This is a genomic window from Vibrio nitrifigilis (assembly GCF_015686695.1).
In the GTDB taxonomy this organism is placed as follows: Bacteria; Pseudomonadota; Gammaproteobacteria; order Enterobacterales; family Vibrionaceae; genus Vibrio; species Vibrio nitrifigilis.
Genome location: NZ_JADPMR010000004.1, coordinates 1,265,944 through 1,292,906, shown reverse-complemented (window position 1 = coordinate 1,292,906; position 26,963 = coordinate 1,265,944). Strand labels below are relative to the sequence as shown.

General features: G+C 42.0%; 21 protein-coding genes. 9 read left to right on the top strand and 12 right to left on the bottom strand.

Features of this window, described 5'->3' with window-relative positions; translation table 11 throughout:
- Nucleotides 1–64: 64 nt before the first annotated feature.
- Nucleotides 65–967 carry a DMT family transporter gene (locus I1A42_RS22170; protein WP_196125081.1) on the bottom strand — a complete coding sequence of 301 codons (903 nt, stop codon included), beginning with the start codon at nucleotides 965–967 and terminating at the stop codon, nucleotides 65–67.
- A 96-nt stretch (nucleotides 968–1,063) separates the two neighbouring features.
- Here I1A42_RS22170 and I1A42_RS22165 point away from each other — a divergent pair, with 96 nt between their 5' ends.
- The gene (locus tag I1A42_RS22165) at nucleotides 1,064–1,855 is read left to right on the top strand and encodes an AraC family transcriptional regulator (RefSeq protein ID WP_161153226.1); all 792 of its coding nucleotides are present in this window, start codon (nucleotides 1,064–1,066) and stop codon (nucleotides 1,853–1,855) included.
- Here I1A42_RS22165 and I1A42_RS22160 read toward each other — a convergent pair.
- Nucleotides 1,852–2,784 (bottom strand): M14 family metallopeptidase, encoded by a 933-nt coding sequence (locus I1A42_RS22160; RefSeq protein WP_196125079.1) that lies wholly within the window; start codon nucleotides 2,782–2,784, stop codon nucleotides 1,852–1,854. The genes I1A42_RS22165 and I1A42_RS22160 overlap by 4 nt on opposite strands.
- Nucleotides 2,785–3,179: 395 nt before the next feature.
- On the opposite strand from I1A42_RS22160, the gene I1A42_RS22155 reads away from it, so the two are divergent.
- Nucleotides 3,180–4,100: a DUF808 domain-containing protein gene (locus I1A42_RS22155; protein WP_196125076.1), complete on the top strand. Its 921-nt coding sequence runs from the start codon at nucleotides 3,180–3,182 to the stop codon at nucleotides 4,098–4,100.
- A gap of 140 nt (nucleotides 4,101–4,240) precedes the next feature.
- On the opposite strand, the gene pyrC is transcribed toward I1A42_RS22155, so the two are convergent.
- Nucleotides 4,241–5,269 carry a dihydroorotase gene (pyrC, locus tag I1A42_RS22150; protein ID WP_196125074.1) on the bottom strand — a complete coding sequence of 343 codons (1,029 nt, stop codon included), beginning with the start codon at nucleotides 5,267–5,269 and terminating at the stop codon, nucleotides 4,241–4,243.
- Between the two features lie 263 nt (nucleotides 5,270–5,532).
- On the opposite strand from pyrC, the gene I1A42_RS22145 reads away from it, so the two are divergent.
- Nucleotides 5,533–7,359, top strand: a complete 1,827-nt coding sequence (locus tag I1A42_RS22145; protein ID WP_196125072.1) for a hybrid-cluster NAD(P)-dependent oxidoreductase — start codon at nucleotides 5,533–5,535, stop codon at nucleotides 7,357–7,359.
- Between the two features lie 167 nt (nucleotides 7,360–7,526).
- Here I1A42_RS22145 and I1A42_RS22140 read toward each other — a convergent pair whose 3' ends face one another.
- The 3 genes from I1A42_RS22140 to I1A42_RS22130 all read right to left on the bottom strand — a co-directional run bounded on the left by I1A42_RS22140 (nucleotide 7,527) and on the right by I1A42_RS22130 (nucleotide 10,074).
- Nucleotides 7,527–7,904, bottom strand: a complete 378-nt coding sequence (locus I1A42_RS22140) for a hypothetical protein (RefSeq protein WP_161153221.1) — start codon at nucleotides 7,902–7,904, stop codon at nucleotides 7,527–7,529.
- A gap of 399 nt (nucleotides 7,905–8,303) precedes the next feature.
- The gene (locus tag I1A42_RS25250; protein WP_196125070.1) at nucleotides 8,304–9,332 is read right to left on the bottom strand and encodes a methyl-accepting chemotaxis protein; all 1,029 of its coding nucleotides are present in this window, start codon (nucleotides 9,330–9,332) and stop codon (nucleotides 8,304–8,306) included.
- Nucleotides 9,333–9,468: 136 nt separating this feature from the next.
- Nucleotides 9,469–10,074 carry an FMN-binding negative transcriptional regulator gene (locus I1A42_RS22130; protein ID WP_196125068.1) on the bottom strand — a complete coding sequence of 202 codons (606 nt, stop codon included), beginning with the start codon at nucleotides 10,072–10,074 and terminating at the stop codon, nucleotides 9,469–9,471.
- 90 nt (nucleotides 10,075–10,164) lie between these two features.
- Between I1A42_RS22130 and pdxR the strand changes: the two genes are divergently transcribed.
- Nucleotides 10,165–11,607, top strand: coding sequence for a MocR-like pyridoxine biosynthesis transcription factor PdxR (pdxR, locus tag I1A42_RS22125; RefSeq protein ID WP_196125065.1), 1,443 nt, complete (start codon nucleotides 10,165–10,167; stop codon nucleotides 11,605–11,607).
- A gap of 66 nt (nucleotides 11,608–11,673) precedes the next feature.
- On the opposite strand, the gene I1A42_RS22120 is transcribed toward pdxR, so the two are convergent.
- Nucleotides 11,674–12,282 carry an AraC family transcriptional regulator gene (locus I1A42_RS22120; protein ID WP_161153215.1) on the bottom strand — a complete coding sequence of 203 codons (609 nt, stop codon included), beginning with the start codon at nucleotides 12,280–12,282 and terminating at the stop codon, nucleotides 11,674–11,676.
- 175 nt (nucleotides 12,283–12,457) lie between these two features.
- On the opposite strand from I1A42_RS22120, the gene I1A42_RS22115 reads away from it, so the two are divergent.
- Nucleotides 12,458–13,564, top strand: coding sequence for a 1-acyl-sn-glycerol-3-phosphate acyltransferase (locus I1A42_RS22115; RefSeq protein ID WP_161153214.1), 1,107 nt, complete (start codon nucleotides 12,458–12,460; stop codon nucleotides 13,562–13,564).
- Between the two features lie 74 nt (nucleotides 13,565–13,638).
- Here the strand turns inward: I1A42_RS22115 and I1A42_RS22110 are convergent, their stop codons facing one another.
- Both I1A42_RS22110 and I1A42_RS22105 read right to left on the bottom strand, forming a co-directional pair.
- Nucleotides 13,639–14,238: a hypothetical protein gene (locus I1A42_RS22110; protein WP_196125063.1), complete on the bottom strand. Its 600-nt coding sequence runs from the start codon at nucleotides 14,236–14,238 to the stop codon at nucleotides 13,639–13,641.
- A gap of 176 nt (nucleotides 14,239–14,414) precedes the next feature.
- On the bottom strand, nucleotides 14,415–14,717 hold the full coding sequence (locus tag I1A42_RS22105; protein ID WP_161153212.1) for a DUF406 family protein: 303 nt from the start codon (nucleotides 14,715–14,717) through the stop codon (nucleotides 14,415–14,417).
- A 632-nt stretch (nucleotides 14,718–15,349) separates the two neighbouring features.
- Between I1A42_RS22105 and I1A42_RS22100 the strand changes: the two genes are divergently transcribed.
- Both I1A42_RS22100 and I1A42_RS22095 read left to right on the top strand, forming a co-directional pair.
- On the top strand, nucleotides 15,350–15,814 hold the full coding sequence (locus I1A42_RS22100) for a TetR family transcriptional regulator (protein ID WP_161153211.1): 465 nt from the start codon (nucleotides 15,350–15,352) through the stop codon (nucleotides 15,812–15,814).
- 272 nt (nucleotides 15,815–16,086) lie between these two features.
- A complete protein-coding gene (locus I1A42_RS22095) occupies nucleotides 16,087–17,712 on the top strand; it encodes a methyl-accepting chemotaxis protein (protein ID WP_196125061.1) in 1,626 nt (541 codons plus the stop codon).
- Nucleotides 17,713–17,820: 108 nt separating this feature from the next.
- Here the strand turns inward: I1A42_RS22095 and I1A42_RS22090 are convergent, their stop codons facing one another.
- Nucleotides 17,821–19,857, bottom strand: a complete 2,037-nt coding sequence (locus I1A42_RS22090) for a methyl-accepting chemotaxis protein (protein WP_196125060.1) — start codon at nucleotides 19,855–19,857, stop codon at nucleotides 17,821–17,823.
- 514 nt (nucleotides 19,858–20,371) lie between these two features.
- Between I1A42_RS22090 and garD the strand changes: the two genes are divergently transcribed.
- Entirely contained in the window at nucleotides 20,372–21,922 is a 1,551-nt protein-coding gene (garD, locus tag I1A42_RS22085) for a galactarate dehydratase (protein ID WP_196125057.1), read from the top strand.
- A gap of 170 nt (nucleotides 21,923–22,092) precedes the next feature.
- Here the strand turns inward: garD and I1A42_RS22080 are convergent, their stop codons facing one another.
- A complete protein-coding gene (locus tag I1A42_RS22080; RefSeq protein WP_196125056.1) occupies nucleotides 22,093–23,190 on the bottom strand; it encodes a CdaR family transcriptional regulator in 1,098 nt (365 codons plus the stop codon).
- Nucleotides 23,191–23,576: 386 nt separating this feature from the next.
- A complete protein-coding gene (locus tag I1A42_RS22075; RefSeq protein ID WP_196125054.1) occupies nucleotides 23,577–24,491 on the bottom strand; it encodes a homocysteine S-methyltransferase family protein in 915 nt (304 codons plus the stop codon).
- A gap of 700 nt (nucleotides 24,492–25,191) precedes the next feature.
- On the opposite strand from I1A42_RS22075, the gene I1A42_RS22070 reads away from it, so the two are divergent.
- Entirely contained in the window at nucleotides 25,192–26,931 is a 1,740-nt protein-coding gene (locus I1A42_RS22070; RefSeq protein ID WP_196125052.1) for a methyl-accepting chemotaxis protein, read from the top strand.
- The last annotated feature ends 32 nt before the right edge of the window (nucleotides 26,932–26,963 follow it).

Here is a 26,963-nt window from a genome sequence, read left to right as displayed (position 1 = left end):
TTATTAAATAACGACTTAGTGTGATTTTATGCGCAAAAATATAAACACTTTGCTTTTGTAACCCTTATGCATGGCGTACGGAATGGACTGGGCCCATAGGTGGTCGACGTTTAACTTTTATCTGCGACAAAATTACACCTGAAATAACCAATAATCCCCCAATCAGATGAAATAGATGTAAGGTCTCACCTAGCAGAGTGGCAGCGAGCGTCACGGCCACAACGGGAAGCAAATTCATGAACATTGCGGTGGCATCGGCACCTAAATGATTAATCGCTTTAACCCACATCCACGGGGCGACAATCGATGCTGCAAAACCTGCGTAAGCAATAAGTGGTAAGGATGCTTGTGAAGGAAGTAAGTGGTCACTACTTAACCATACTGGCGTCAACATGACGACTGAAAAAGCACCTTGTAAGTAAATGAGTGTCCAGTTGCCAAAAGGCATGGTCCATTTTTTTAGCAATACGCAGTAGAAGGCATAAAGTAGCGAGGCGATAAGCATAAAGAGGTCGCCTTGCGCCATTGGGTGACGAAAGAAGAAAAGCATGTCTCCTTGACCGAGCATGTAAGCTAAACCTAACAAAGAAATGGCGGCACCGATGAGACTTACCATCGATAAACGTTTTTTCAATAAAGGGACACTGGCAAATAGGCTAAATAAAGGGACTAACGAGGAAATTAGTGACATATTTGAGGCGCTAGTGGTTAAGCCTGCGTAGTAGCCAAGAGATTGGTTGATGACCATACCGAGTAATGCCAACACGGTCAGTTGGCGAGCATGTTGTTTTACCGCTGTCCATTGGCGGAGAACATGAGGTAAGCAAAATGGGGTCATAACCGCGATAGCAAGTACCCAACGGTAAAAGCTCATTGCACTCGGTTCAATCACGGTGGAGGACATTTTATTAACGATAGTGTTGCCACTCCAGATTAAGACGGTAAAAAAAGGGAGAAGATAAATCATGGCAACCTCACAACAATATTTGATGGCGGAATTGTGACAGGTCTGTATGATAATATGTATCTCTAAAAAGACATTGCAAGCGATAGGAAGACAAGTTTGAAGAAAATACCTCGCCATCTCCACCCTTCCCTAGGTATCGAGCAACCACCTTCTGATTTTTTTATGAATTTTGAAGCATTTCTATCGAATACAGAAACGCGGGTGCACAGCCATAGTTGGGGACAGATCCAATTAATTTCGGGAGGTATTTTGGAAATGGAAGCAGAAGATACCCGTTTTTTAGCGCCGCCTCATTTAGCGATCTGGGTGCCTGCAGAAATTCGGCACAAGAGTTATAACCGTAAGCCATTGGAATACTGTTCTATTAATATAGCGACTGAAATGGCGAGAGCATTTCCAAGTAAAACCAGTTTGATTAAAGTGACTCCGATTGTTTCCGCTATTGTTGATGATTTTCGTCAACGAGGGATCAGCATTACTACAACCGACCAAGATAAACGGCTCATGCAAGTGTTACTTGATCAGCTGGCCACCCAAGAAGCAGAGCATCACTTTTTGCCCACCAGTAATCATAAGTATCTAGAACCGATTTTATTGGCCGTAGAAGATAACCCAACGGACAATACCACCTTGGCCGAGTGGGCGGAAAAAGTTCATACTACTGAGCGTACGTTGGCTCGTTATTGCCAATCTGAATTGGGCATGAGTTTTACTGAGTGGCGTTTGCGCGTGCGATATTTATTATCCATGGAGCTACTGCGTAGTGGTCACTCAGTCAAAGAGGTCGCATTGACTCTTGGTTATAACCAAGCCAGTCCATTTATCTCCATGTTCAAAAAATACTCCGGCCAGACACCGGAGCAATATAAGAATCGCTTGCTAGCTTAACGGGTCTTTAACTGGTGTTCGATAAGGTAATTTAACGCGCCAGTGACTGCGGCAACTTGAGCATTGTTACACTCTTGGGCGGTTACGGTTGGACTATCAGGATACACTTCTGTGGTCGTACCAAACTCACAATCGGTTATTCCGCCACACAAACCAAGAGCTTTCATGTTGTATAAGATGACGCCTTCTGCGACGACGGGTGAGCCAATAATTTCATTATTATCATCTGCAGGTGCAATGTGAGTCACTTGTTTTACTGCATCGATCACGGCTGTTTGGAAATCAAGTTGCGGATTTTGCGTATCACCGACAGTATAAAACCCATCTGGGATCTCTCCTGGCTGATAGGCAATACCATCACGAGCCGCTAGAGCAGGGCGAAATTCACTTTCATCGGTATCCGTTGTTTCATGCAAATCGATATGCATCAGTACCTTTCCAGGAATCGATTCGACCAGCTTTAATAAATAAGCGGATTCTTCGGCTGGTGTATTCGCGTAGAAACTGCGATTTGGATCTAAGGCGTTTGGATTCCAGCGGTTGATGGTTTCATACCCCCAAGGACTGACACAAGGCGCGGCAATAAAATTAAAGTACTGTTGATAGTGAGAGGCGTGCTCGGCTAAAAATTGTAATGCACCATGGACGCCACTGGTTTCATAACCATGTACGCCGCCAGTGATCAGAATGGTCGGCTTGCTGTTATCCCAATCTTGACTCTTGATTGAGAACAGTGGGTAGCGTGTTGCATCGTAAGAGAGGGCGCCATACTGCTCAACAATAAACTGATTGGCGAGTTTCTGGATTTTTGGGACGACTTCTTCCTGATATGAACGTTTTATTGTTGTGCTTTTACGCCATGCAAGGCGTTCAGACTCACCCCACGGTGTATTAGGTTTGCCTATTGGATAGTGCGATTGAGTAGACATATTTTCTCTCGGCAAGGAAATCATAGGCAGAGAGTAATGAGACATGTGCCGAAGTGCAAATAGATGTTAGGTAGATCTTGTGTCAAATTTTCTCCATATAACTGACTTAAACGGTCGGTTAATGCTAAATTAGCGTCATTCTAATAAAGCCAACCAAGTCCATCGTTCTTGTTGTGCATTCATCAACTACCATTGATTTACATTTTAATGATTCCCATTTATCTAAACACATCAGATTGTGGCAGTTTGATGATATCTGCACCGGGTAGAACAACGATACACGGTAAGGTAAAAAGTATATCTATGGCCCTATAATGCCAATTGATTCATCAAATAGGCATTGTCAGCCCATAGCTCAACAACGACAGCATGACTAAAAAGAGAGAAAGTAAAATATGGCGGGTGCGAGTTTATTAACCCTATTAGATGATATAGCTACCGTTCTCGATGACGTAGCGGTAATGTCAAAAGTGGCAGCAAAAAAAACAGCGGGTGTATTAGGAGATGATCTTGCTCTCAATGCACAGCAAGTAACTGGTGTGGGCGCTGAGCGTGAAATTCCGGTGGTCGTTGCAGTGGCGAAAGGTTCACTGCGTAATAAATGTATTTTGGTCCCAGCTGCTCTAGTTATTAGTGCTTTTGCCCCTTGGTTAATCATGCCGTTACTGATGTTAGGTGGTTTGTACTTGAGTTATGAAGGGGCTGAAAAGGTTATAGAGAAGCTTTTTCATAGCCATGAAGATAAGCCAAGTGCTGAGCAAAAAGCCAAAGAGCTCGCTAACGTTGATATGGTTCAGTACGAAAAAGATAAAGTCAAAGGTGCGATACGTACCGATTTTATCCTTTCAGCCGAGATTATTGTGATTGCATTAGGTACGGTACAAGGTGATGGTAATATTATAGATCAACTTATCGTCGTAAGTTTTGTCGCGTTTATTATGACTATCGGCGTATACGGTATTGTGGCAGGTATTGTCAAGCTAGATGATTTAGGCTTTTATCTAAACCGTCAATCAGGTGGTAAAGGGGTCAAATCTGTTATTGGTGAAGGTTTAATTCACTTTGCACCTAAGCTAATGAAGTTTCTTACTTTTGTTGGAACATTAGCGATGTTTTTAGTTGGTGGCGGTATTGTTGTTCACAACATTCCAATGATTCATCACGGTGTCGAATCGTTACTTAACAACATGCACCATATTCCCGCAGCAGTTGCTGTTGGGGGGCCAATACTCAACGGTGTGATTGGTTTGATTGCGGGTTGTATTATCGCTGGAGTGATGACAGTGATTCACCAAGTTCGCGGTAAAGGGCATTAACGGTGTGACCAAATAATAAGGAGAACGTGATGTTCTCCTTTTTTATATCTTATCTCAAGATGCTGCTTCAACGAGAGTGCATACGCTCTTAGGCAAAGCTCTGAATCCCGCACCTTGGGGGGATTTGGATATATATCCGCTTATTTCACTTTCCATTGAATGGTTTCACCACCGCGAATTGGCACGACTACTTTTTTGCCGAAAGGCATGGTTTCTGGTGCGATCCAGCTCTCTTTCGTCAAAGTTACAGTATCGGTATTACGTGGTAGGCCATAGAAATCTGGACCGTTGTGACTAGCGAATGCTTCAAGGTTTTCCAATTTACCCGCTTTATCAAATACTTCAGCATAAAGCTCAAGGGCCGCATGGGCAGTGTATGAACCGGCACAACCGCAGGCTGATTCTTTATCACCTTTAGCATGAGGTGCAGAATCTGTACCCAAGAAAAACTTCTTATTTCCTGATGTTGCTGCAACGACAAGAGCATCTTGGTGAAGCGCACGTTTCAAAATTGGTAGGCAGTAGAAATGAGGTTTGATACCACCGACTAACATATGGTTACGGTTAAACAACAGATGGTGAGCGGTAATAGTGGCCGCCAAGTTTTCATTACCGCTCTTCACAAAATTAACCGCTTCTGCAGTGGTGATGTGCTCGAGTACCACTTTCAAATCGGGAAACGCCGCTACAATTGGAGCGAGAACGGTTTCGAGGAATTTCTTCTCACGATCAAAAATATCGATATCGCTGGTGGTGACTTCGCCGTGAACTAACAGTAATAGCCCTTCCTCTTGCATGGCGCGAAACACCGGGTAGATGTTTTTGATATCAGTAACACCAGAATCAGAGTTAGTCGTTGCGCCCGCTGGGTAGAGTTTACAACCAACAACAAAACCAGAGGCTTTCGCTTCACGGATATCATCTGGAGTGGTGTTATCTGTAAGGTAGAGCGTCATTTGTGGCTGGAATTGAGGGGAAGGTTCTTGGGCCATGATCCGATCGCGGTAGGCTTTAGCGTGTTCAGTATTGGTAACGGGAGGTACGATATTTGGCATGATTAACGCGCGTCCGTTGTAGCGACTAATATCGCGTACCGTATTGACGAGTACCTCTCCATCGCGAAGATGAACGTGCCAGTCGTCTGGACGAGTGATCGTTAAAGTTGTCATAGATTGCTCCCACCTGAAAATAATTTGAATACGAGAGCCTAGAATAAACATTGTGCAGAAACACAAATGCTTATGCTTAGGCGACAGGATGATAGAGGAAAAGGAAAACGATTGCACTCATTTCTTTTGCAATGAGTTAACATATGCACTTATTTTAATTTACTCATGAAAATGCGTTCATCGCTCTGATATCATCTTGGCGCGATGTGATGGTTCATCGTACTGTTATCGTGGAAATCTAATTAGAAGAATAAGGGAAGGTAATGTCGTTAGCTACACTTGCACAAATCAATGTTTATCCTGTTAAATCACTTGGTGGTGTGTCTTTATCTCAAGCTTGGGTAGAATTTCAAGGATTAACATTTGACCGGCGTTTTATGGTCGCTACACCCAGTGGTGAGATGATCACCGCGCGAAAATATCCCCAAATGGTTAAAGTGACTTCCGTACTTACCCCCGAAGGTTTAATTTTTTCTGCACCAGATCAGGCACCGCTTACTTTACGTTATCGAGATATGGTTCGTGAGGAAGTTGCCGCGACTGTGTGGAAAGACTCGTTCTCGGCTTACACAACCACTTCAGAAGCTGATCAATGGTTTAGCGATTTATTAGGAATAACCGTTACGCTCTTGTTTACTGGTGAGCAATCCAATCGTCATCGCGAAAAAGTAGGCCATAATGTCAGTTTTGCTGATGGTTACCCGGTGCTGGTTATCAGCCAGGAGTCTCTTGACGAACTTAATAAGCGCAGTTCTGAATCTCACGTGATGGATCAATTTCGAACAAACTTGGTCGTCAGCGGGGCAGAGCCTTTTGTTGAAGATACTTGGAAACGAATTCGTATTGGCGAGGTAGAGTTTGAATCTGTTAAGCCTTGCCAGCGCTGTATTTTAACGACTGTTGATGTGGCTACTGGCGATTTCCGTACGAGCAAAGAACCATTAAAAACGTTGGCAAAATTTCGTGCTGATGAAACTGGCGGTGTCTATTTTGGGCAAAACCTTGTCGCAAAAAATGAAGGTATTATTTCCGTTGATGACCCTATCGAAGTACTCGAGTATAAAACAGAGCCGGAGTATTACGCTGATAATGGGCAAGTGAATTTCCGTTTAACATGTGTTGATCGCGAAGAGATGGCGCGTGACTTTGTGACCTTGTGGTTTGAAATTGGTGGTGAATTTGCGCCAGATTATCTGCCTGAGCAGTACTTGCCGATTGAAGTGCAAATTGATGGTCAATCGTTAGTGCGGTACTACACGTTATCATCAAGCCCATCGCGCCCAGGGCGTTTAGCCATATCGGTGAAACGAGTCGGAGGCGGCAAGGTATCGAATTGGTTAGTTGATCATGTTCATGTCGGTGATCGTTTAATAGGTCAGGCTCCAGATGGGCAGTTTCATTTAAAAATCGAGCAAAGTCATGAGCCGATGTTATTGCTTTCGGCAGGAAGTGGTGTCACGCCAATGTTGTCTATTTTGCGCTTTTTAGCGGATAACAACCAACTCAGCGATGTGGTATTTTACCATCAGTGTCGCAGTGAAGAAGACATTCCATGCCGAGAAGAGCTAGAGCAACTCAATCATCAATTTCCTGGATTATCTGTACGGTTATGTTTAACCCAGCCTCCCGTTGATTGGTTTGGATTAAAAGGGCGTCTTTCCTTATCTCATATCAAACAAATTCCAGAGATTACACGTCGCCAAGTTTTTGTTTGTGGGCCGGATGGCTTCATGCAAAAAGCGAAAAATTTAATTTTAAAACAAGGGGTTCCGGAAGAGTCTTATCATCAAGAATCATTTGGTATCCAGATAGAAGCGGATGAGCCATTAGCGGAAATATCACTTGAAGTGAACGGTACTGTTTTTAAAGGAAACAACCAAGACACCTTATTAGAACAAGCCGAAAAAGAAGGGGTTGCTATTGCACATAGTTGCCGTGCAGGTTTTTGTGGTGCGTGCCGTGTTAAGGTGAAAAGTGGTGACGTTTCCCAACCCGATGTGCCTGCTTTAACGGCTAAAGAGCGAGAGCAAGGGTTTGCATTAGCGTGCTGTTGTATCCCTAAAACGAATATCACGATAGAGAGTGAATAAATCCTGAAGCTTGGATGAAAAAGCCCTTTGAATCATCAAAAGGGCTTATGTCTCAATGACTTCACTAAACAGGATTCAGCGAGTCATCAACGAGTACAGGTTAAACTCAATTGCGGCATATCTTTTCACCGTAATTGGACTGGTGATAGAGGGCTGGTTATAACGGTCTAGAATTTAGCGGTATAGTTTAAGGCAAAGCTGTTACCACTTGCTGAAAGAGACAAGCCTCGCATTACAAAGCGAGATAGAAGCGTACCTGTGATACAACCTACAGCGTCGTAACCTAAATCACTTTTGCTAAAGCCATGATAGGCTATTTGATCGCGCACTTCTTTCGCAAGCCCTACCGTCATACAAGTCGCGTTACTGTATATTAAATTATCAAAATAAACTTCAGACGCTGCACCAATAACAAAAGATGCACCAGTATGTTGTTTATCGTCATTCTGTGAGTACCAATCGTTAGCGTTAGCTATTGTGGAGAAAAAGCCACAATAAATAACTAACATAATAGAACATGGTGAAAATAGCTTTTTAATGATCATTACTGACATCTTTTCGTTTAGCTGAATCATGAATTAACAATTCTAGTAATAGAATTAAAAAAACGCTAGTTATCAATGGGATAAAAAATATATAAGCGGTTTTCTATGGCGCTTAAAAAAGAAGTTGGCTGAATTATTATTTTGTTAACACTCTGATTTTCAATATAGGAATCTACTATAAGTTAAAAATAGGTAATAAAAAAGAAGATATGAATGGTATTTTGAATCTTTAACAAATAAGTATTATTTGGATGAAGGTATCAGTTTTTAATTTTTAATTAATAGGTATTAATGTATTGTTTTTATGAATATATCGCAGGCATAAAAATAATGTTAATGGTGATAGATGAAGCCGAGTTATTTGACTAACTCGGCAAAAAATGAGCTTATTTTTGACAATCAAATTAATTGACGGTGGGCGGCTGAGACCATTTGTTCTTGCTTAGTCGTTAGCGCTGCTATTTGGTTAATTTGTTGGCAGACGCCTGCCAAGCGTTGACTAATACCATTCATCGATTCTTTTTCCGCGTTGGTATAGATGACGGCTTGATCAACATGTGAACTGATACGCTCTACTGCTTTTGCTGAAGTATTTGCGTGTTCAATCACCATCTCTATGCTCTGCTCAATCTTGGAGCTAGAAGTGCGAGCCCGTGTTGCTAGGTTACGAACTTCATCTGCTACAACGGCAAAGCCTCGGCCTTTTTCGCCTGCTCTTGCTGCCTCGATTGCAGCATTTAATGCCAGCAAATTCGTTTGATCTGAAATTTCGTTTATCTCTAACGCTAAGGCATTAATCGTGGAGACACTTTGTGCGAGCTCAGCTAACTGACCTTTGAATTGATTGATAAAATCCGCATCATCTTTGGTTGCTTTTGCTGATGCTTCTAAGTTTGCACAAGCGCCAAGAATATCATTATGTACGACGCTTGAATGCTCTTGTGTAGTTTGTACGATGTCGAAAAGTGACCCCATGTCTTGTTGAAGGTGTTCGAATGTTTGAAGTGTATTACTTAACGACGTGCTCGTTTGCTCAGAGAGTTTCTCATGATGGTTTTTAGTTTGAGCAATAGCCTCTTGCCACTGGCGCTTTTCTTCTGTTAATAGATTAATTTGCTGGGCTTGTTGTGCTTGTCTCTCAATTAATTGTTCAAGTTTTGTAAATAAACGGCTAGGGGAAACCGCATCAGAATACTGACTGCGCTGGTTGGGTAGAGATTGTTGCAACTTTAACTGTACTTGCTGCAACACGGAAGCCACTGAATGATAAAGAGTAAAACCACTGATAGCGATAAATACAAATAGGCAGGCAAAATAGGTTGAAATTGAAAATGGGGTGTCTGCCAACCCGTAATGAGCCAAAAGAGCAATGATGGCCATCGCATCGATAGCGACAATCTTGCGAAAAATAGGCAACTCGAACAACATAATAATCCTTATGACCGAATGACGTTTTATAAGGAAGAGATTAAACCAGATATATTGATGAATTGGTAATATTTTATCGACAAACCATATAGTTATAATATCGTTATTTGGGTATATTTGTTTGGTAGATGTTTTTTCAAACGTTAGATGGCCAGCGATGCTTTAAATATCGACACATGTCATTGGCGTGGGGCGTTTGTTGAGCGCCCAGAGCTGTCAGCACTGCAGCTTGGTCCCTTTCGCTACGATGTTGTCCTAACTGTTCTTTTCCTTCTAAATGCTCAATGTGAATTCTTATCCCTACTATGGCGTCCATTAGCCTATGTTTTAACTCGTCTGTGATGCAGTCATTCGTTTTCAGTAATTGCGGATCGTGTTGTTCAATGAGACAGTTTAAATCTTCCAGCATTAGTGTGGGTTCAACAATCTCTACTTTTCCGTAGGCATGCACCGTGACGTAATTCCAGGTGGGAACACTGGGTCTGGTGTGGTACCACGTAGGAGATATATAGCTGTCAGGTCCGTTAAAAATCGTTAACACGCGTTGGTTATTTAATTTTTTCCAGTGTGGATTTGCTTTAGCTAGATGACCTGTTAAGAGGCCCAATTGATTTTGGGCGGTGAACGACAAAGGAAGGTGGGTCGCTTGGAGATCGGTAGAAACTAACGTCGCAAAGTTTCTTTGTTTTAATAACTGATGAATTTGCTCCAATGGCATTTGCGTATTGGAAGTGTTGTACATATTGATATCCTCACATTGTTAGTGATGCTAATTTAGACTTAAATTGGTATGGTGTTAAGATCCAATTTAGGGAAAAAATAAGATCCAGTTATGATGTTGATAGATTCGGGAGATATCGATTTATCGGTAGGAGAGGGAAGTCGTAGTGAGCGATTATTTCATGCCATCCGCAGTAAGATTGTCGCTAATCTTTGGAAGAAAAATAATCAATTACCTTCAACACGAAAACTTGCCTTAGAGTTGGGAGTCAGTAGAAATACGGTCATCCATGCTTATGAGCAGTTGGTCGCAGAGGGATACATAGAAAGTCGCCGCGGATCTGGATATTACGTGGCTGTAAAACTTCCGGAGCACTATTTCCCAGCCCAGAGTGTCGCTCCCTCGGGTACGTCAGATTATGACCCGAAAAATGTATCGGCTAATATTACCAACCAAGCTTTTTCTCCTGGTGTAGCTGATTTTTCGACGTTTCCCTATCGACAATGGCAAGCGATTGTTAATTGTCATCTTCCACGTCCAACATTAATGGGATTTCATGATGAGCAGGGATGGTTAGAGCTGAGGGAGGCGTTAACTCAGTATTTGGCGAGCAGCCGCTCAGTGTGTTGTGATGCCAGTAGGATTATTATTACCTCAGGGGCACAACAAGCGCTCTCAATTGCGCTGTTGGCAACGCAAGATAAAGGCGACCAGATTGCGATGGAATGTCCAGGGTATGCACGTATGAAAGGGGTTATCGATGTATTAGGGTATCAGTATCAACCTGTAAATGTTGCCCCTTTTACTGGATTAGATATTGAATCCATTCAATCAATGTCAGCTAAGCTACTGTATATCACGCCAAGTAATCAATATCCGATGGGCACCAGTTTGAACACAGAGCAGCGGTTAGAATTGATCAATTGGGCGGTGACAAATAATCGTTACATCATTGAAGATGATTATGACAGCGAGTTTCAGTTTGCTCATCGGCCTTATACCAGTATGCAAGGCTTGGCGGGTAAAATGGGGCAAGATAGCCAGATCATTTACGTCGGCTCATTTAGTAAAGTGATGTTCAATGGATTGCGTTTGGGCTATATGGTCGTCCCTAATCAGTTAGTGTCGTCTTGCGTCGCGTTTAAAGCCGCTTTAAGCGGAGATTCCCCCACACATTTACAAGCAGCATTAGCTGATTTTATCCGTGATGGTTCTCTGGTAAGACATATTCGACGTATGCGCCGTCTATATGAGCAAAAATACCAATTAATGGTACAGAACATCAAAGAGCTCTGGGGCAATGACGTTGAAATATGTAGTCAGGCGGCGGGATTACATATTACTTTGCGCTGGTGGCAAGGTATTGATGAACATCATTGGGCTCAATTAGCTGAAAACGAGGGCATCATAATACGTCCTATGTCATATTATGATTCGCTATCTTCGAAACAACGAGGTTGGAAAGGTGCAGTGCTGGGTTTTGGTAATGTTGCACTGGAAGATATTCCGAATAAGATGAAAACGTTAAGGACGATATTTGAACCTGTCTATTAAGGTGACTTGGGGATATGTAACGGCATCGACATCATGGCGTTACATATTATAAAAGTCATTCCGCCCTTACCAAGTCATATCTGCAATCACTTTTGACCACTGAGAAAATCGATCCTTATCGCCTTGAAATAAATCAGAAATGATAGAATTAATTGAGGTTCCGCTTTGATGGCGTTTGATTGCTTCTCTCACAAGTAATACCATGTGCTGTTCTTGGCTCAAATCGCTAGGGTGATTTGGCTTCCAAGATGTGATTTGCTGGGTTAGTTCGCTAACTGGACAGTTAGGAACGAGATCAAGCACTTCAGCTTTTAATATCTGTGAGAGATGAGAATAAATCGTGTTGTCTCGCTCAGTCGTTTTTAAGCGCTGAAGTACGGCAGCAGCGAGAGCGGTTAGAGTGACAAATCCTGCTTGACGAGGAAAGCACTCTTGTAGTCGAACAGAAAAATCGATTCGGATAATCTGGGTATTGGGAAAGAATGTCAGTGCATTAAGACATTCGATTGGAATCCAAAAGGTTTGGCCCGGTTCAATGGCATACTCGATTTTTCCCAAACGACAAAGAGCCAACCCTTGCTCTACGTGAATCAAGCTGTGTTTGATGGCTCGTTTACGAGCTGTAGTCTCAAGTGATGAGATGTGGCGTGCGTCGGATGAAATCGCGTAGTTCATAGAGTACCTCATGGATGTAAGGGCGCTAAGATTACCGTTTCTGCTGATAAAAGCCAACTTTGTCGGATACTGATGTATTATCTGGTCTGACCTGATGAATTATGTGCTTATGATAGCTGCGAGAAATAGCGAGTATGCGTAGAATAAGCCTGCTTTTTATTTGATGTACAATACAATGACAACGACAACAGATCCTTTTTTAGAGATTCGTCCCTACCATGACGATGAAATTCCTGCAGCAATTAGCAGGTTGATTAACGATGAAGAGTTTATCTCTGCAATATTACAACATCGTTTCGAACACCAACCCGGTTGGGTTAAATCTTTAATGAGTCCATTCATTAAAGCATATCTTAAATTTAAATGGGCGAAATTGACTACCGTTGAAGCGATTCAAATGGAAGTCAAAAAGTACATGGATCTCAGCCTGGCGAAGACTTCAAAAGGTGTGACATACAGTGGTTTAGATAAATTAGACAAAAATTGCGCTTATTTGTTTATCTCTAACCATCGTGATATTGCTATGGATCCTGCGTTGGTCAACTATGGGTTGTACATCCACGGTCATCGTACTGTCCGTATCGCGATTGGTGATAACCTGTTACGTAAGCCATGTGCAACGGAGTTAATGAAACTGAACAAAAGCTTTATTGTTAAGCGCTCGGCAAAAGGTCCGCGTGAAATGATGAAGGCTCTCGGGACGCTATCTGCCTACATCAAGCACTCGTTAGAGACGAATAATTCCATTTGGATCGCTCAGCGCGAGGGGAGAGCGAAAGATGGTAATGATTATACTGATCCCGCTATTCTGAAAATGTTTCATGTGGAAGGTCGTAAGCAAAAGGTGGAGTTTTCAGATTATATTCGTTTGCTAAAAATTGTCCCTGTATCGATCTCCTATGAGAACGATCCATGCGACATTGCTAAAGCACGTGAACTGTATGAAAAAGCCACGAAAGGCGAATACGAAAAAAGTGAATTTGAAGATATCGAAAGTATTATTCAAGGTATTATTGGTAATAAAGGCCGTATCCATGTGTCATTCGGCGATGTGATTGAGCAGCCGTTTAGCACACCAGATGAATTAGCCGAAGAGATAGACCGTCAAATTCACGATCACTACAAATTGTATCCGATCAATAAGTTAGCGGCTGGTGTTGAGAGTGACGATATTACACCGGAGATCAAAGCAACGTTAGCGAATAAATTGGCACAATTGCCTCCAGATGCCCACCAGTTTTTACTCGATAGTTACGCCAATCCGGTACGTAACCACAGTTAATTAGTCAACATCTGATGATATACACAACAAAAAAAGAGGCATTGCCTCTTTTTTGTTGCTGGTGGTATGGACTATTAAGGTGCGACCGCTCCGCCTAACGTTAGATTTTTGGGCCAATGAGTCACACGATTACCACCTAAATAGATATTGCCTTTGACTGTCATAGTATCAGGGAATTTAGTGATTTTTGAACCGCCAATGTAAAGGTTTCCCTCAACGATTAATCCTTCTGGTAATTCTGCCAGTGGGGTTCTTACTACGCTCAGATCCCCTTTAACTCGAAATCGAGGTGGTAATTTTACGAGAGGAGTATCTGCTAAGTTGATGTATCCACCAACTTGAATCCCACGCGGCCAATTAGTGATTTTACTCGCCATCAAATTCGCGTAACCCCGAATGTAAGTGCCGCGAGGAATTTTGACTAAGTTGCTATGAGAAGCATCAAGGCTGCCATTAATTTTCATACCATTAGGTAAGCTCTTGATATTGGTCTTACTAATATTGACATTCCCTTTCACATCTAAGCTATCTGGTAAGCTTGTGTAGGGCTTATTACGCAGATCCAAATTACCGTAATTATCGAGAAAGTTGAGTATGTGATAGATATCCAGCGGCACAGCAGAGGCGTGAGTACTGAATATTAGAACGGCACTAATAAGAAACGCTTTAAGCATACTTAAACTCATCAATAACTAAATAAACAGACTCATACTAGCGTGCTTGATGAAATGAGCAAAGAAAAACGGTAGATCGATATCGATAAGCGAGTCAACGACTCGCTTATTTAAAACAGAGAAATAAGGGACATTCTCCGGGTGCGGTGATTGAGTATACCGCAGCAACTGTCATCTTATTTGGTAAGAGAGCGTGTTTTTAATTCAAAGATGATTTTTTCAGCACTCACTTCAAACTGAAACCGAGCGTGTAATTCAGTTGCATCTTCTGCTAGTGGCGATACTTCGTATTTAACGTTTTCATTGACTTGCTTGGCAAGAACAACATATTTATCCAGTTCTGCATGTAAGGCGGCAAATTCGTTAGCGAAAATAGACACTTCAGCGATTTCATCACCTTCACCAATGACATAGCCCATTTCACCCGCGCAACCACACGCTTCACATACTTCTTCTTCTACGTAGCTTTCGTTACTCATCTCTTAATCCTCTTATAAATAACAGGGTTATTTTACCGCTCTTGAGTTCACTTGCCAAACATAATACTAACAACGATTTTCTTCATTGAATGAGTATTTCATTTAAGCGTAAAAATGCATAACCGGTCATAATTGGTATGGGGTGCGGACATTGATTGACCGATTACTTTTATTCAACATTCCGTTCAAATTCAATGCTAATGTGATTTTGAGATGTTGCTGCAATCAACATCCCTTAATCTTGCGGTATAAGGCAAAAAGTTGCCTAATATAGGCCACTAGTTTCTTATAATGTGAGATTTATCAATGTATTGATACACTTGAAACCGATATATTTGCACCAGTTACATGTGTAACAAATTGCATGTGCTACTCCTGCACAATAATAATCTAGTTAAATGGTTCAATTATCGAGTGAGCTAACAAAGTACGCAGTTAACTTCGCTAAAAATGCGAATGAATCAAGCACATTTATTGATATTTTTGTAACACTTATTAGAAAAATGGGCTGTTGTGTGTAACTGAGCGCATAATCGATATCTCCATATTGACTACAAATATGCATAGGAGTTAAGTGTTTATCATATTTTTGAATGGTAATGTTTTAGAGATATTTAAGTAGAGCCCTTAAGATGCCAAAGCGTAGTAAAGAAGATACTGAAGTGACAATTCAGAAGATCATGGATGCCGTCGTAGATCAGCTTATTCGACTGGGGTATGACAAAATGTCATATACCACGTTGAGTCAACAGACTGGCGTGTCGCGCACTGGTATTAGCCACCATTTCCCTAAAAAAACAGACTTCGCGTCTGCTCTCGATGGTCGCATTTTTAAAATGATGATTACTCATTTGGATTTCGATCATGATCTAGAGAAATTTGCAGTGAGCTGGAACAATGCGTTAAAGAACTCAGAGTTTACCGCTATTTTACGATTGTTATTTCATCATATTGTTACCGCGGAACGAGCCAATGATTTTGCTCATAATGAGCTGGAACGTTTGTATAAATTATCAGAACAACATTTTGGCGATGGTTGTGACAAACGTGTTGAGCAACTGATCGGTAAATCGTTAGTTGAGATGAGTTGTTCGTAAAGTAAGTACAATGTATGAGGGGATAAGCCTAACGGTTTATCCCTTTTTTTATATTTTTAATTGCCTAAGAGGTGGTAATTGATGACTTCATTACTAATATATTAACTATACCCAGATGTCGTCTAATGTAGGATTCAGAGCGTCATCAATGAGTACTGGTCAAGCTTAATCAGGGCTTTAATGGCCATCTATCATCGTGGGTATCTATTATAAAAAGAATAGTTCATGTCTGGCCAGGTCAATATTGATGACACAATAAGGATATCGTTGACATGTTAAAAGCACTCACGATTCGAGCTCGGATAGGTCTGGCGATTTTTATGCTGACTGCGTTGTTACTCGTGGTCAGTATCATTAATTTTTTAGCGGTTAAGCACTTAAACGAGAATGTTGACTTGTTCGCGACTCGTTTGTTAGTTGCCCAAAGCGCTGTGATTAATGCGGATCGCGATCTATATCAAGCGCTTAAAGCACAGCAAGACTCAATTATTTTCGGTAGCGAAGTCATTAAAGATGCAAAAATATCATTTGATGAAAATGCTCAGCAAGCGCTCGAACGAATGAATCAATACTTGAGTTTAATGGCACTGTATCCCGATATCACCAACAAATTGAATGGGTTCAAATCTCAGTACGATCGATGGCACTCTTCTGCATTACTAGTGTTTGAACAAGTCGATACAGAAGGGCGGCAGGTAGTCCGTGAAAGGTTTAAAAACTCAGAAATACAGTTCGATGCTTTACGTGATATGTATGATATTGCGGGTGAAATGTTGGGTGAGCGCGCCAAACAGATTCATACTCAATCTGTGATGTTGGCCAGTCAAAAAGAGATGTGGACGATGATCATTTCGGTCGCCTCCGTTGTGCTGGGTTTGGTTCTACTGTTTATTATTCCTAATTCTATTTCTTCTGCGATTGGAGCGATTCAAAAGCTGGTCGACGATATTGTTAAGGGCAAAGGTGACTTAGTCACCCGATTACCTGTCGAAAGCCAAAATGAACTAGGAATGCTCAGTCAAAGTATGAACCAATTACTAGATCAATTGCAGGGGCTGATTCGTCATGTTGTTCATGATGTCGAAGAGTTACACAGAGATAGTGAAACACTGCAAAGTGTGTCGCGACAGACGCTAGAAATAGGGCGTAATCAGGAAGAACACTTAGGGTTACTATTTAGTTCATTCGAGCAAATCAACGTGTCCGTACAAGAAATCTCATCGAATGCCCAAAATACCTCGGCAGAAAGTGAAGATGCCAGACAAGCTGCGCTTGATGGGAAGACACTGATTGATTCAAACCGCTCACTTAACAATAAGTTGTCTACGAGCGTAAATTCAGCAACTGATCGTATCGCTTCGCTAGCTTCGGATACCGATAAGATAACCGCGGTACTCGATATTATTAGTGGTATTGCTGATCAAACCAACCTTCTTGCGCTTAACGCTGCCATTGAAGCGGCTCGGGCAGGAGAGCAAGGGCGTGGCTTTGCTGTTGTTGCCGATGAAGTAAGAACGCTCGCCCAGCGAACTCAGGCATCGACAGAAGATATTCAATCTATGGTGGGTGGCTTGATCGATGGGGTGAAAGAAACGCAGCAAGCCATGACACAAGGCAGTGAATTGATGGCCGAATCCGTTGATATGACAGATAAAGTCAGCGAAGCTTTTTCTCGCATTCAACATTTAGTCGGGCGGGTGCAAGAGATGAATTTGCAGGTAGCGACAGCCACAGAAGAGCAGGCATCAGTAGTTCAAGCCGTTCATACTAGTGTTGATGATTTACGTCAGTTAATTGACCAATCACGCAGTGCCGCGACATCAGTGTCCGATTCGGGCAATTTAGTGACCAATATTGCGAGAAATATGCTGCAGCGCGTTACTCAATTTAAAGTTTAGTTAAGCGTGTGGCTGGTTTAATCGACCAACAATTTGTCTCTTGATGGAATTGAGCTCGTCAATAAATAACGAGAACACAATCCTGTGTTCTCGTTTGGCTTTTTGTAGTTAATGGAAATAATCCATTTGTGCTTTTAGATGTATTGCTTGCTCAGAAAGCTCTGAGGCACTGCGTTTTGTCTGAGCACTTACCTCACGAGTTTGGCTGTTGAGTTCACTGATTTCTGCAGCACTGGATGCGACTTGGTGAGAAACTTGTGCTTGCTCTTCTGCCGTCGCTGCAATGGTATCCGATTGACTGGCAATATCGCGCACTTGACCCGCGATAGATTCTAATGATGAACCTGCCTCTTGAGCACGTTGCAACACTCGATTGGAATTCGCTTGGCTTTGATGCATGAGCTCAACGGCGTTACTCGTCGAATGCTTTAGTTTCTCTATAATATCGACCACATCTTTAACGGAAACTTGAGTACGATGTGCTAAGGTTCTCACCTCATCAGCGACGACGGCAAACCCTCGGCCTTGCTCTCCTGCCCGAGCCGCTTCAATGGCAGCATTTAAGGCTAGTAGGTTGGTTTGTTCTGCAATTTCATCAATCATTTTGGTTACGGTTTGGATGCTCGCACTGTCGGTACTGACTTGCTGGATGGCTTGTGCTGATTGATCTAATTGATCGTTAAGCTGAGCAACATCGACACACACTTCCTCAACCATTGATAAGCCAGATTGGGTGCTTATGTCAGCTTCACGTACGTTACTTGCGATGGCTTCCACTTGCTGTGCCACTGATTGAGCCGATGTGGCCATCTCTTCAATGGCCGTAACGACTTGCTCAATCTGACTTTGTTGCAAATCTGCTTGGGCCAGATTATTGGTCGCATCACTCATCACGCTATCAGAATGGGCTTGCACCTGATTACTGGAAGATTGAATGTCTGAAACCAATTCACTTAAGCGGTTTGCCATTGAAGCAACACTGTTATGTAAGCGAACCATTTCATTCGCTGAGCGTGTGTCGCCACTGCGTATATCTAGGCTTACTTCGCCATTTCCTAAGCGTTCCATGTAGCTAGATACTTTATGTAATGGTTTGGTCGTTTTGGCGATAAATAGTGAAATAATGACAAGCGTAACAGCACCCACAATCAGAGATGCGATGACAATTTGAGTCAGTAAATCACGACTGGCTTGGGTGACCTCGTCAATAAAAGTGCCACCTAATAATTTCCAGTTCCAACCTGGAACTGTTGCATATACAAGGTATTTATCACCGGAATACTGTTCATTTTTGAACTTGTAAATGATGGTACCTTTATCATGTTCAAAAATAGTCTTGTATGGATGTCCCCCTACGGCATCTGCTTGTGAAATTATCGAAGGGTCTTTTTCTGTATAGGTTGGGTGCAGTAAGTAATGACCAAGGTTATGAGCATCGTTGTCAACCACAATACTATAACCAGTTTTACCCCATTTCACTTGGCTTAATGCTTCAAAGGTATCTTGAGCCGCTTTTTCAACGGGCACCCCAACAAATGAAATCGCGATAATTCGGCCACGTCGGTTCGTAATTGGCGCATAGTAAGTGATGTAACGTACGCCAAATAAGTCAACGGCAGCATAGTAAGGCTGCCCTTGCATCAATTTTTGATAGCCTGGGTGGTTTGTACCTAAAAAGGTGCCTACTGCTCGTTCACCACTGTTTTTCTTCAATGAGGTTGAAACGCGTAGCCAATCGTTACCTACCGGCGCAAATAATGTGGCTACTGCTCCGGTGTCATGAGAGAAACGATCGACGAGTGAAAATTGGCCAATTAAACTTTGTCCATCCACAGTAAGATCACGAATATCGTGCCCTGCAAAATGAACAGTAGAATTAGCGCGAGTGAGTCCATGCAAATAGCCATTACGAAAAGTAGATTCCAGTGTGCGGCTATTTGATAAATATGCGTCGAATTGACTAGAGATACTCTTTGCAAGAGCTTCCACTCGAGATTGTTGTTCTTTCAAGGTCGAGTTCAGCAATACATCGGATGCATTTTGGTAAACCAAAGCTGCAATAGCTGAAAAGGCGATTAACAAGCACGCAGTCATGATGACTCGCAATTGAAAACCGACCGTTTTGTTCTTGTATAAAAGAAGCATGGTTGTTCCTATCAGGTGGCTCTATAGACTTATAATTAATATGGCGAGCAAGCTACATGAAACACTGCATCTCAACTTTGATTTTGGTTAATAATATTTTTAATTTTTAATAACTCATTGATTTTGTTTTTAGTAAATAATGATAAATGTATGTTTATAACAACATATTTATCTAAATATACATCACTTAATATGCTACTTTATTATCCATTTCATGGTGTTTGTCAGTTTATACTCTGTTCATATTGTGTTTAGGGAATAACCAGAATTTGCGATAAATTACGTGACATAAGTTGATGATTTACTATTGGTCTGTATTAATTTTGCATTATAAAAACTAATGACAGGCTAATATTGCAACATGCAAGGGATGGTGTGATTTAGATTTGGTTTGTTGTCTGTTTGTACAAGATAAGGCTAAAAAATAGGCGGTATTATTGAGATAAGTACTGATGCTATTTATCGGGTAATTCGGTAATTTTATAGTTAATTCAATAACAATAAGCCTCTGCCTATGAAAACTGAATCCCCCAAATATATAAAAGTTCACCCAGATGACAACGTTGCTATTGTTGTGACTGATGGTGGGTTACCCAAAGGAACAGAACTATACCCAGGCCTCATTCTTGAGGAAGATATTCCAGAAGGGCATAAAGTGGCGTTGGAGCCCATTGAGCAAGGAGAAGCGATACGTCGTTACGGCGAAGTGATTGGTTATGCTAATCAACCATTAAAGACGGGTCATTGGATCAGCCAATTTGTCGTGGATTTACCGGAAGCGCCTCCTTTGACATCCATCCCTATAGCAACGAAGGTTCCGGAACCATTGCCTGAACTGGTTGGGTACACTTTCATGGGGTACCGAAATCCTGATGGCAGCGCCGGAACCAAAAACCTGCTTGGCATTACCACCAGTGTGCACTGTGTTGCGGGCGTCGTTGATTACATGGTCGATATGATTCGACGTGAACTGTTACCTCATTATCCGAATGTGGATGGGGTGGTGGGGTTGAATCACTTATATGGTTGTGGAGTCGCGATTAATGCGCCAGCTTCTGTGGTGCCAATACGGACCATTCATAACCTAGCGATGAACCCGAATTTTGGTGGTGAAGTACTCGTTGTCGGGCTCGGTTGTGAAAAACTGACACCGGATAAGCTACTGCTCGGCACTGACTCTGATCAACGCATCAATATTGATGATGCCAGTATCATTACTTTACAAAGTGAAGAACATGTCGGGTTTCAATCGATGGTTCATGACATTCTCGAAACGGCACGAACCCACTTAGATAAGCTCAATCAACGTTGCCGCGAACCTTGTCCGGTTTCTGATTTGGTCGTCGGCGTGCAATGCGGCGGTAGTGATGCCTTTTCGGGAGTGACCGCAAACCCATCAGTTGGGTATGCGAGTGATCTACTGGTTCGCTGTGGTGCGACAGTCATGTTTTCCGAAGTTACTGAAGTACGTGATGCTGTGCATCTATTAGGGCCTCGTTGTCGTGACCAGCAGGTCGGAGAACGACTGAAAGAGGAGATGAAATGGTACGATGATTACCTCAGTCTTGGGCAAACTGATCGCCGGGAAAATCCTTCACCAGGGAATAAACGGGGCGGTTTAGCGAACGTGGTTGAGAAGGCTCTGGGTTCTATCGCAAAATCTGGCAGTAGTGCGATTGTGGAGGTTCTTTCCCCGGGTCAGCGCCCCACCCAAAAAGGGTTGATCTTTGCGGCAACACCCGCGAGTGATTTTGTCTGTGGTACTCAGCAACTTTCTTCTGGAATTACGGTGCAAGTGTTTACCACAGGACGTGGTACACCGTATGGGTTAGATGCCGTACCCGTTATCAAAGTGGCAACGCGAAATTCGTTAGCGCGCCGTTGGTTTGATTTAATGGATATCAATGCAGGTACCGTCGCGACAGGTGAACATAGTATTGAAGAAAAAGGCTGGGAGATCTTCCATACCATTTTGAAAGTCGCGAGCGGTCGGCAATTAACCTATTCAGATAAGTGGGGATTGCACAATGCGCTAGCTGTATTTAACCCCGCTCCTGTTACTTGATTAGCCATGAGCAGAGCCGCGTACTTGCGCGGCTTGGTTTTCAAACCGAATTCATGCTTACATACCCCCAAGTCACCTTGAAATGATGTTGGCGCAAGACAGTATTCTCTTTGAGGCTAGGTTCTGATTTGTAACTATAGTTATCTACGTTAAAAATCTGTATATTTTGCCTACAAAATTAAACTGAAGTAGAGCCGACAAACATCTTTATAGTGATGCAAATTAATATCACAGATATCTTCCACTCGCTTCAGTCTATAGCGGAGGGTGTTGGGATGGATATAAAGATGTTCTGAGGTCTGTTTTACATCACAATCGTGCTCGAACCAAATGAGTAACGTGTGAATTAAGGTTGGATCCGCTAATTCTAACTGACCGGCTTGGGCGATGAGCTTGTCTTTTTGCCACGCGGAGAATGTGCCTTCGAATAACGACGGTATTTCATAATCGTTGTACTGATAAAAGCGCTCATCTGGATTGAGACGCATCCCTGATTTTAACACTGCCATCGCACTTTCAAATGCGAAGGGAATTTCGTACGGATGATCGTAAATATTTCCTAATGCACAGTGGTATGGAATACGTAGTTCATCTTTTAAATGCATTTGCAAACTCTGCCAATCATCAACAGTATTTTGCTCAGGTTTAATATCACATGCTTTAAATAGCACTAATGTCGTTTTATGAGAATATTCTGCTTTAAGCCGTTGCCGCGACCAAGTGTTTAACACTCGAGCAATATGTTTTTGATGTTCACTGTTGTTTGCTTCAATAATGCAGACTGCGTGTTTGTTAAAAATATCGACTTTTAGCTGGGCGGCCATATCAATAAGATGATCTTGAGAAACCGTTTGATCGATACATTCGAGCAAAAACTCTTCACGTCTTCGTTCGCTCCAGCGAGTCATTTCGACCATTGATGTATATTCCACCACCATTTCTGCTGACATTTTTACCAATTCCCCAAAGGGTCGAACCTCCTTTAGAGGTCCGGATATGCCAATAACACCGATGGCTTCATTTTTAAACATAATAGGGAGGTTAACCCCTGGTTGGGCGTTGGTAAATTCAGGAAGCATGGAGTCGCCAATTTCTATGGCTTTAAGTTCACTTAACGCGAGAACCGCGCCGCCATGTTTTTGATATTTTCTTGCGTGATTTGTCGAGGCGATAATAATGCCAGTTTCATCCATAACATTGAGTGGATATTTGATGATCTTTTGCGCTCGCTCAACAATACGCTCCGCTAGTTGTTCTCTTAATTGCATAAATACACTTATAGGTTAGAGGTTGTTTACGTTATATAAGTAATTGTTTTATTAGTATTTATAATAAATATATAAACCACTGCTGAGCATTAAATCGTGTGTTATAACTGACTTAACCGAATCATATTAACGCAACCAAATAAGCATGAATGAGATCACTATCTCAGCTCATTTAACGGTTTGTGTTTTATTAAATGATTGATAAATATGAATTTTGTGTGATTTTTCATATGGTGTGGTTAATAATTATGCAATCGATCACATTTTATGCTGGCGGATATTAAAGAGTCACTAAATAGTTTAACTGATGATTTCTAGCTTAGTAAAAAAGGCGCTCCTCAAGAATGAGAAGCGCCTTTTTTGTAAAGGAAAGGAGGTTCTATCGGTTATTTTGAGAAGTGGCGGCTAAGCTCTGCAATGTGTTCCGTTCCAATACCGCAACAGCCACCAATAAGGCTTGCCCCTACCTTTTGCCACTTTTCCGCCCACTGCACGTAAGCAGGTGGTGTGAGATCGTCTCGCACCTCATCGAGTTCTTCATTGGCCGCGGCGTCTTTAGATTGTGGCGCAAAGGCATTTGCATAGGCACCTAAAGGAATATCAGCTTTGCCGAGCTCGACGAGTGTTTGTTTCGCGACGACTAATGCTGCTTCAATCACTTCTGGTTGACAGCAGTTAAATAAAATCGCGTCGACGCCAACCTCGACCATTGCTTTAATAGCCTCAGCGACTGATTCTCCAGAACGGAGCGCTGGCACTTCTGCAACCAGTTCATCTTCTAGAGTAAAAGAAACCCAAAACGGTTTATCAGCGTGACCTAGTTTTTTTAGTAGATTTTTTATGGCAGTGGGTTCGGCAATCAGGCTTTGCGTTTCATTGAGCCATAAATCAACATGCGGTGCCAAACCTTCTATGATGGGGGTAGCGATCTCTTCAACATGTTCTGCATCAAATAGGTCGGCACGGTATGAACCAAATAGAGGAGGCAAAGAACCAGCAACTTGCGCTTGATTACCAGTAAGTTGTACTGCTTGGCGAGCCATGTCACCAGCACGGTAAGCGAGCAATTGCCCTTCTTGATGAAAGCGCTCTTCCCCAATATGAAAGGGAACCAGTGCGTAACTGTTTGTTGTCACAATCTGAGCTCCACTCGTAATAAAGGCTTGGTGAACATCGCGGACAATTTCTGGGGTTTCGATTAGCGCTAGCGCTGACCATTCCGGTTGACGGAAAGGCGCTCCGCGCTTTTCGATTTCACGACTCATCCCACCGTCGAGAATGTTCACAGCTTGATTTAACATAGTAGACCTCTTCAAATTAATCTATGCATAAACGTAAAGACGTTCAGACGGCTATAACCTAAAGTGAATTTTATAAGGTTGCAATAGCCAATGGCAACCTTGCCACAAATTTAGGTTTGTTCGACCACTTAATATGCAAACTTGTCTAGCAAATAACAATAAAAATTACATCGTGGTTTGGACTCTATAAAAGTAATGTCGCTAAATCAAAACAAATATTAGTGTGAGTTGTCAGTACGGCAACGACTCGATTGCAAACATTTTGCATCTTGAGGTCATTTTGAGGTCATTTGGGTATACGAAGAAGTCTATGCGTTTTTGTTCTATTTAAATCGATTACTTAATAGCAACACGATGCATATTTTATTGTCGTTTTAAGCATTAGTTAGCGTAGTTACGCGGCGATTTTCTCTATTTTGTCGGATAAATAGGCCAAAATAGGTAGAATAATACTCTTTTAGGATTGCAACAGAGTGCAAGCTCGAATAGCATGTATTTTATAAATAAAAATAATATGCCAATCGTTAGTCATTAGAAGCACTGCATGAATGCCCATAATTTGTAAATAGCTTGGCGGTAGGTCAGTTTTTGCACATATTTCATTGTCGTTATGGATGTGTGTAGTGTACCTATTGTCGGTAGATTTTATGGTTCTGGTAGTGAATAAAACAGTCAATCACTTTGAAGGATATAAGGTGTTATGCGAAGTTTTTCGTTTAAGAACAAGATAATTCTTGTCATTGTCGCCATTATTACTGTAACGATCTTCGTTTCGTATTTAAGTGTTAATTATTTCATTAGCAATTATATAAAACAGACCGATACACAAAATATTAAACACAACATTGAATTAGTTAACCAAAAACTAGAGAGTGAACTGAAGACGAAAGTCAATCTCGCTAAAAGTTTGAACTTTAGTATGATGGACATCGCTGATACAAAAAAAACCACCGGTTTCTTTCGTATTGTCAAAGTCGTGAATGGTTACGCGTTTGATTCAACCGGTAATATGGATGACGATAAGGCTCAGCCTTATGTGACGGCTGCCGACAAGCAAACGAATAAAGCTAAAGTAAGCCAAGTGATGATGGAAGGTGAACATCCAACCATCACAATCTCTCAACGCCGCCCTGATGATTCTGTTGATTTCTTTGTTATTGATTTAAGTGCCCTTCAAAATGTGCTGAAACAGTACGCGTTAGATGGCAGTTATTTAGAGCTTATTTCCAAGAATGGCACCACTATCTTTAGTAATAAGCAAGGCGATAACCTAACTAAGATTAGTCAAACGATCAATGTTGCTAATAATGAGTGGGAATTGAATGGCTACATCGATAACGCCCGTATCCAACAAAATACCTCCTCTTTAAACTGGAAAATCACGTTAGCGCTTTTGATTTGCGCGGCTGTGGTGATTTCATTAAGTATCGCATTACTTCATTTAGCATTTAAGCCTCTGATGCGCTTAAAAGCACTAGTGGCTGGTTTATCTCAAGGTAATGGCGATTTAACCCAACGGTTGGATGTCGCATCTAACGATGAAATAGGCCAAATTAGCCAATCAATTAACCGTTTTATCGAGCAACTACAAGGCATGTTTATTCAAGTGTCTGATTCGGCATCGCATATTGATGGTGCGGTAGTAAAATTGAGCAATCAATCTAAATCGAACGTGCAAGTATTAAGTGCGCATACAGTTGAAACAGAACAGGTTATTACTGCCATTGAAGAGATGAATGCGACGGCAGGTTCGATTGCACAGAGTGCCTCTGATGCCGCTAAAATGACGGAAACGACCAGTAGTTATGCTGGCGAATCCAAAGTTGTTATCAATGAAGCGGTAGGCAGTGTCCATAATTTGGAAACGGACGTGACAGATATGGCTTCTACCATTTCGGCCATGAGCGACGATACCAAACGCATCGAAGGCGTACTGCAAGTGATAGGTGAAATTGCTGAGCAAACCAATTTGCTTGCGTTGAATGCAGCCATTGAAGCAGCACGTGCCGGAGAGCAAGGGCGTGGTTTTGCGGTGGTAGCTGATGAAGTGCGCGCGCTAGCAAGCCGTACTCAGCAAAGCACTGGTACAATTAACGAAATGTTAAGTAAGTTGCGTCAAACAACAGATAGTGTTGTCACTAAAATGGAATCAACTCGTCGCAGTTGTGAAGCCACCGCGGATAATACGAATAAGGTCATGGAGTCACTTAACACGATGACAGCATCTGTCATTGAGATTAATGACCTTAACACGCTAATGGCAACCTCAGCAGAGGAACAAAGCCATGTAACGTCAGAAATCAGCCGTAATATGGCTGAAATTCAGCAGTTAATTAGCCAATTGAATCAGAATGCGGATGATACTGACCGTATTAGTCAGAACCTTGGAGAAACCTCAAACGGTCTATCCAATGTAGTCGGGCAATTCAAAGTTCAGTAGTTATCCATGATGATCCGCATGAATTAAAAAAA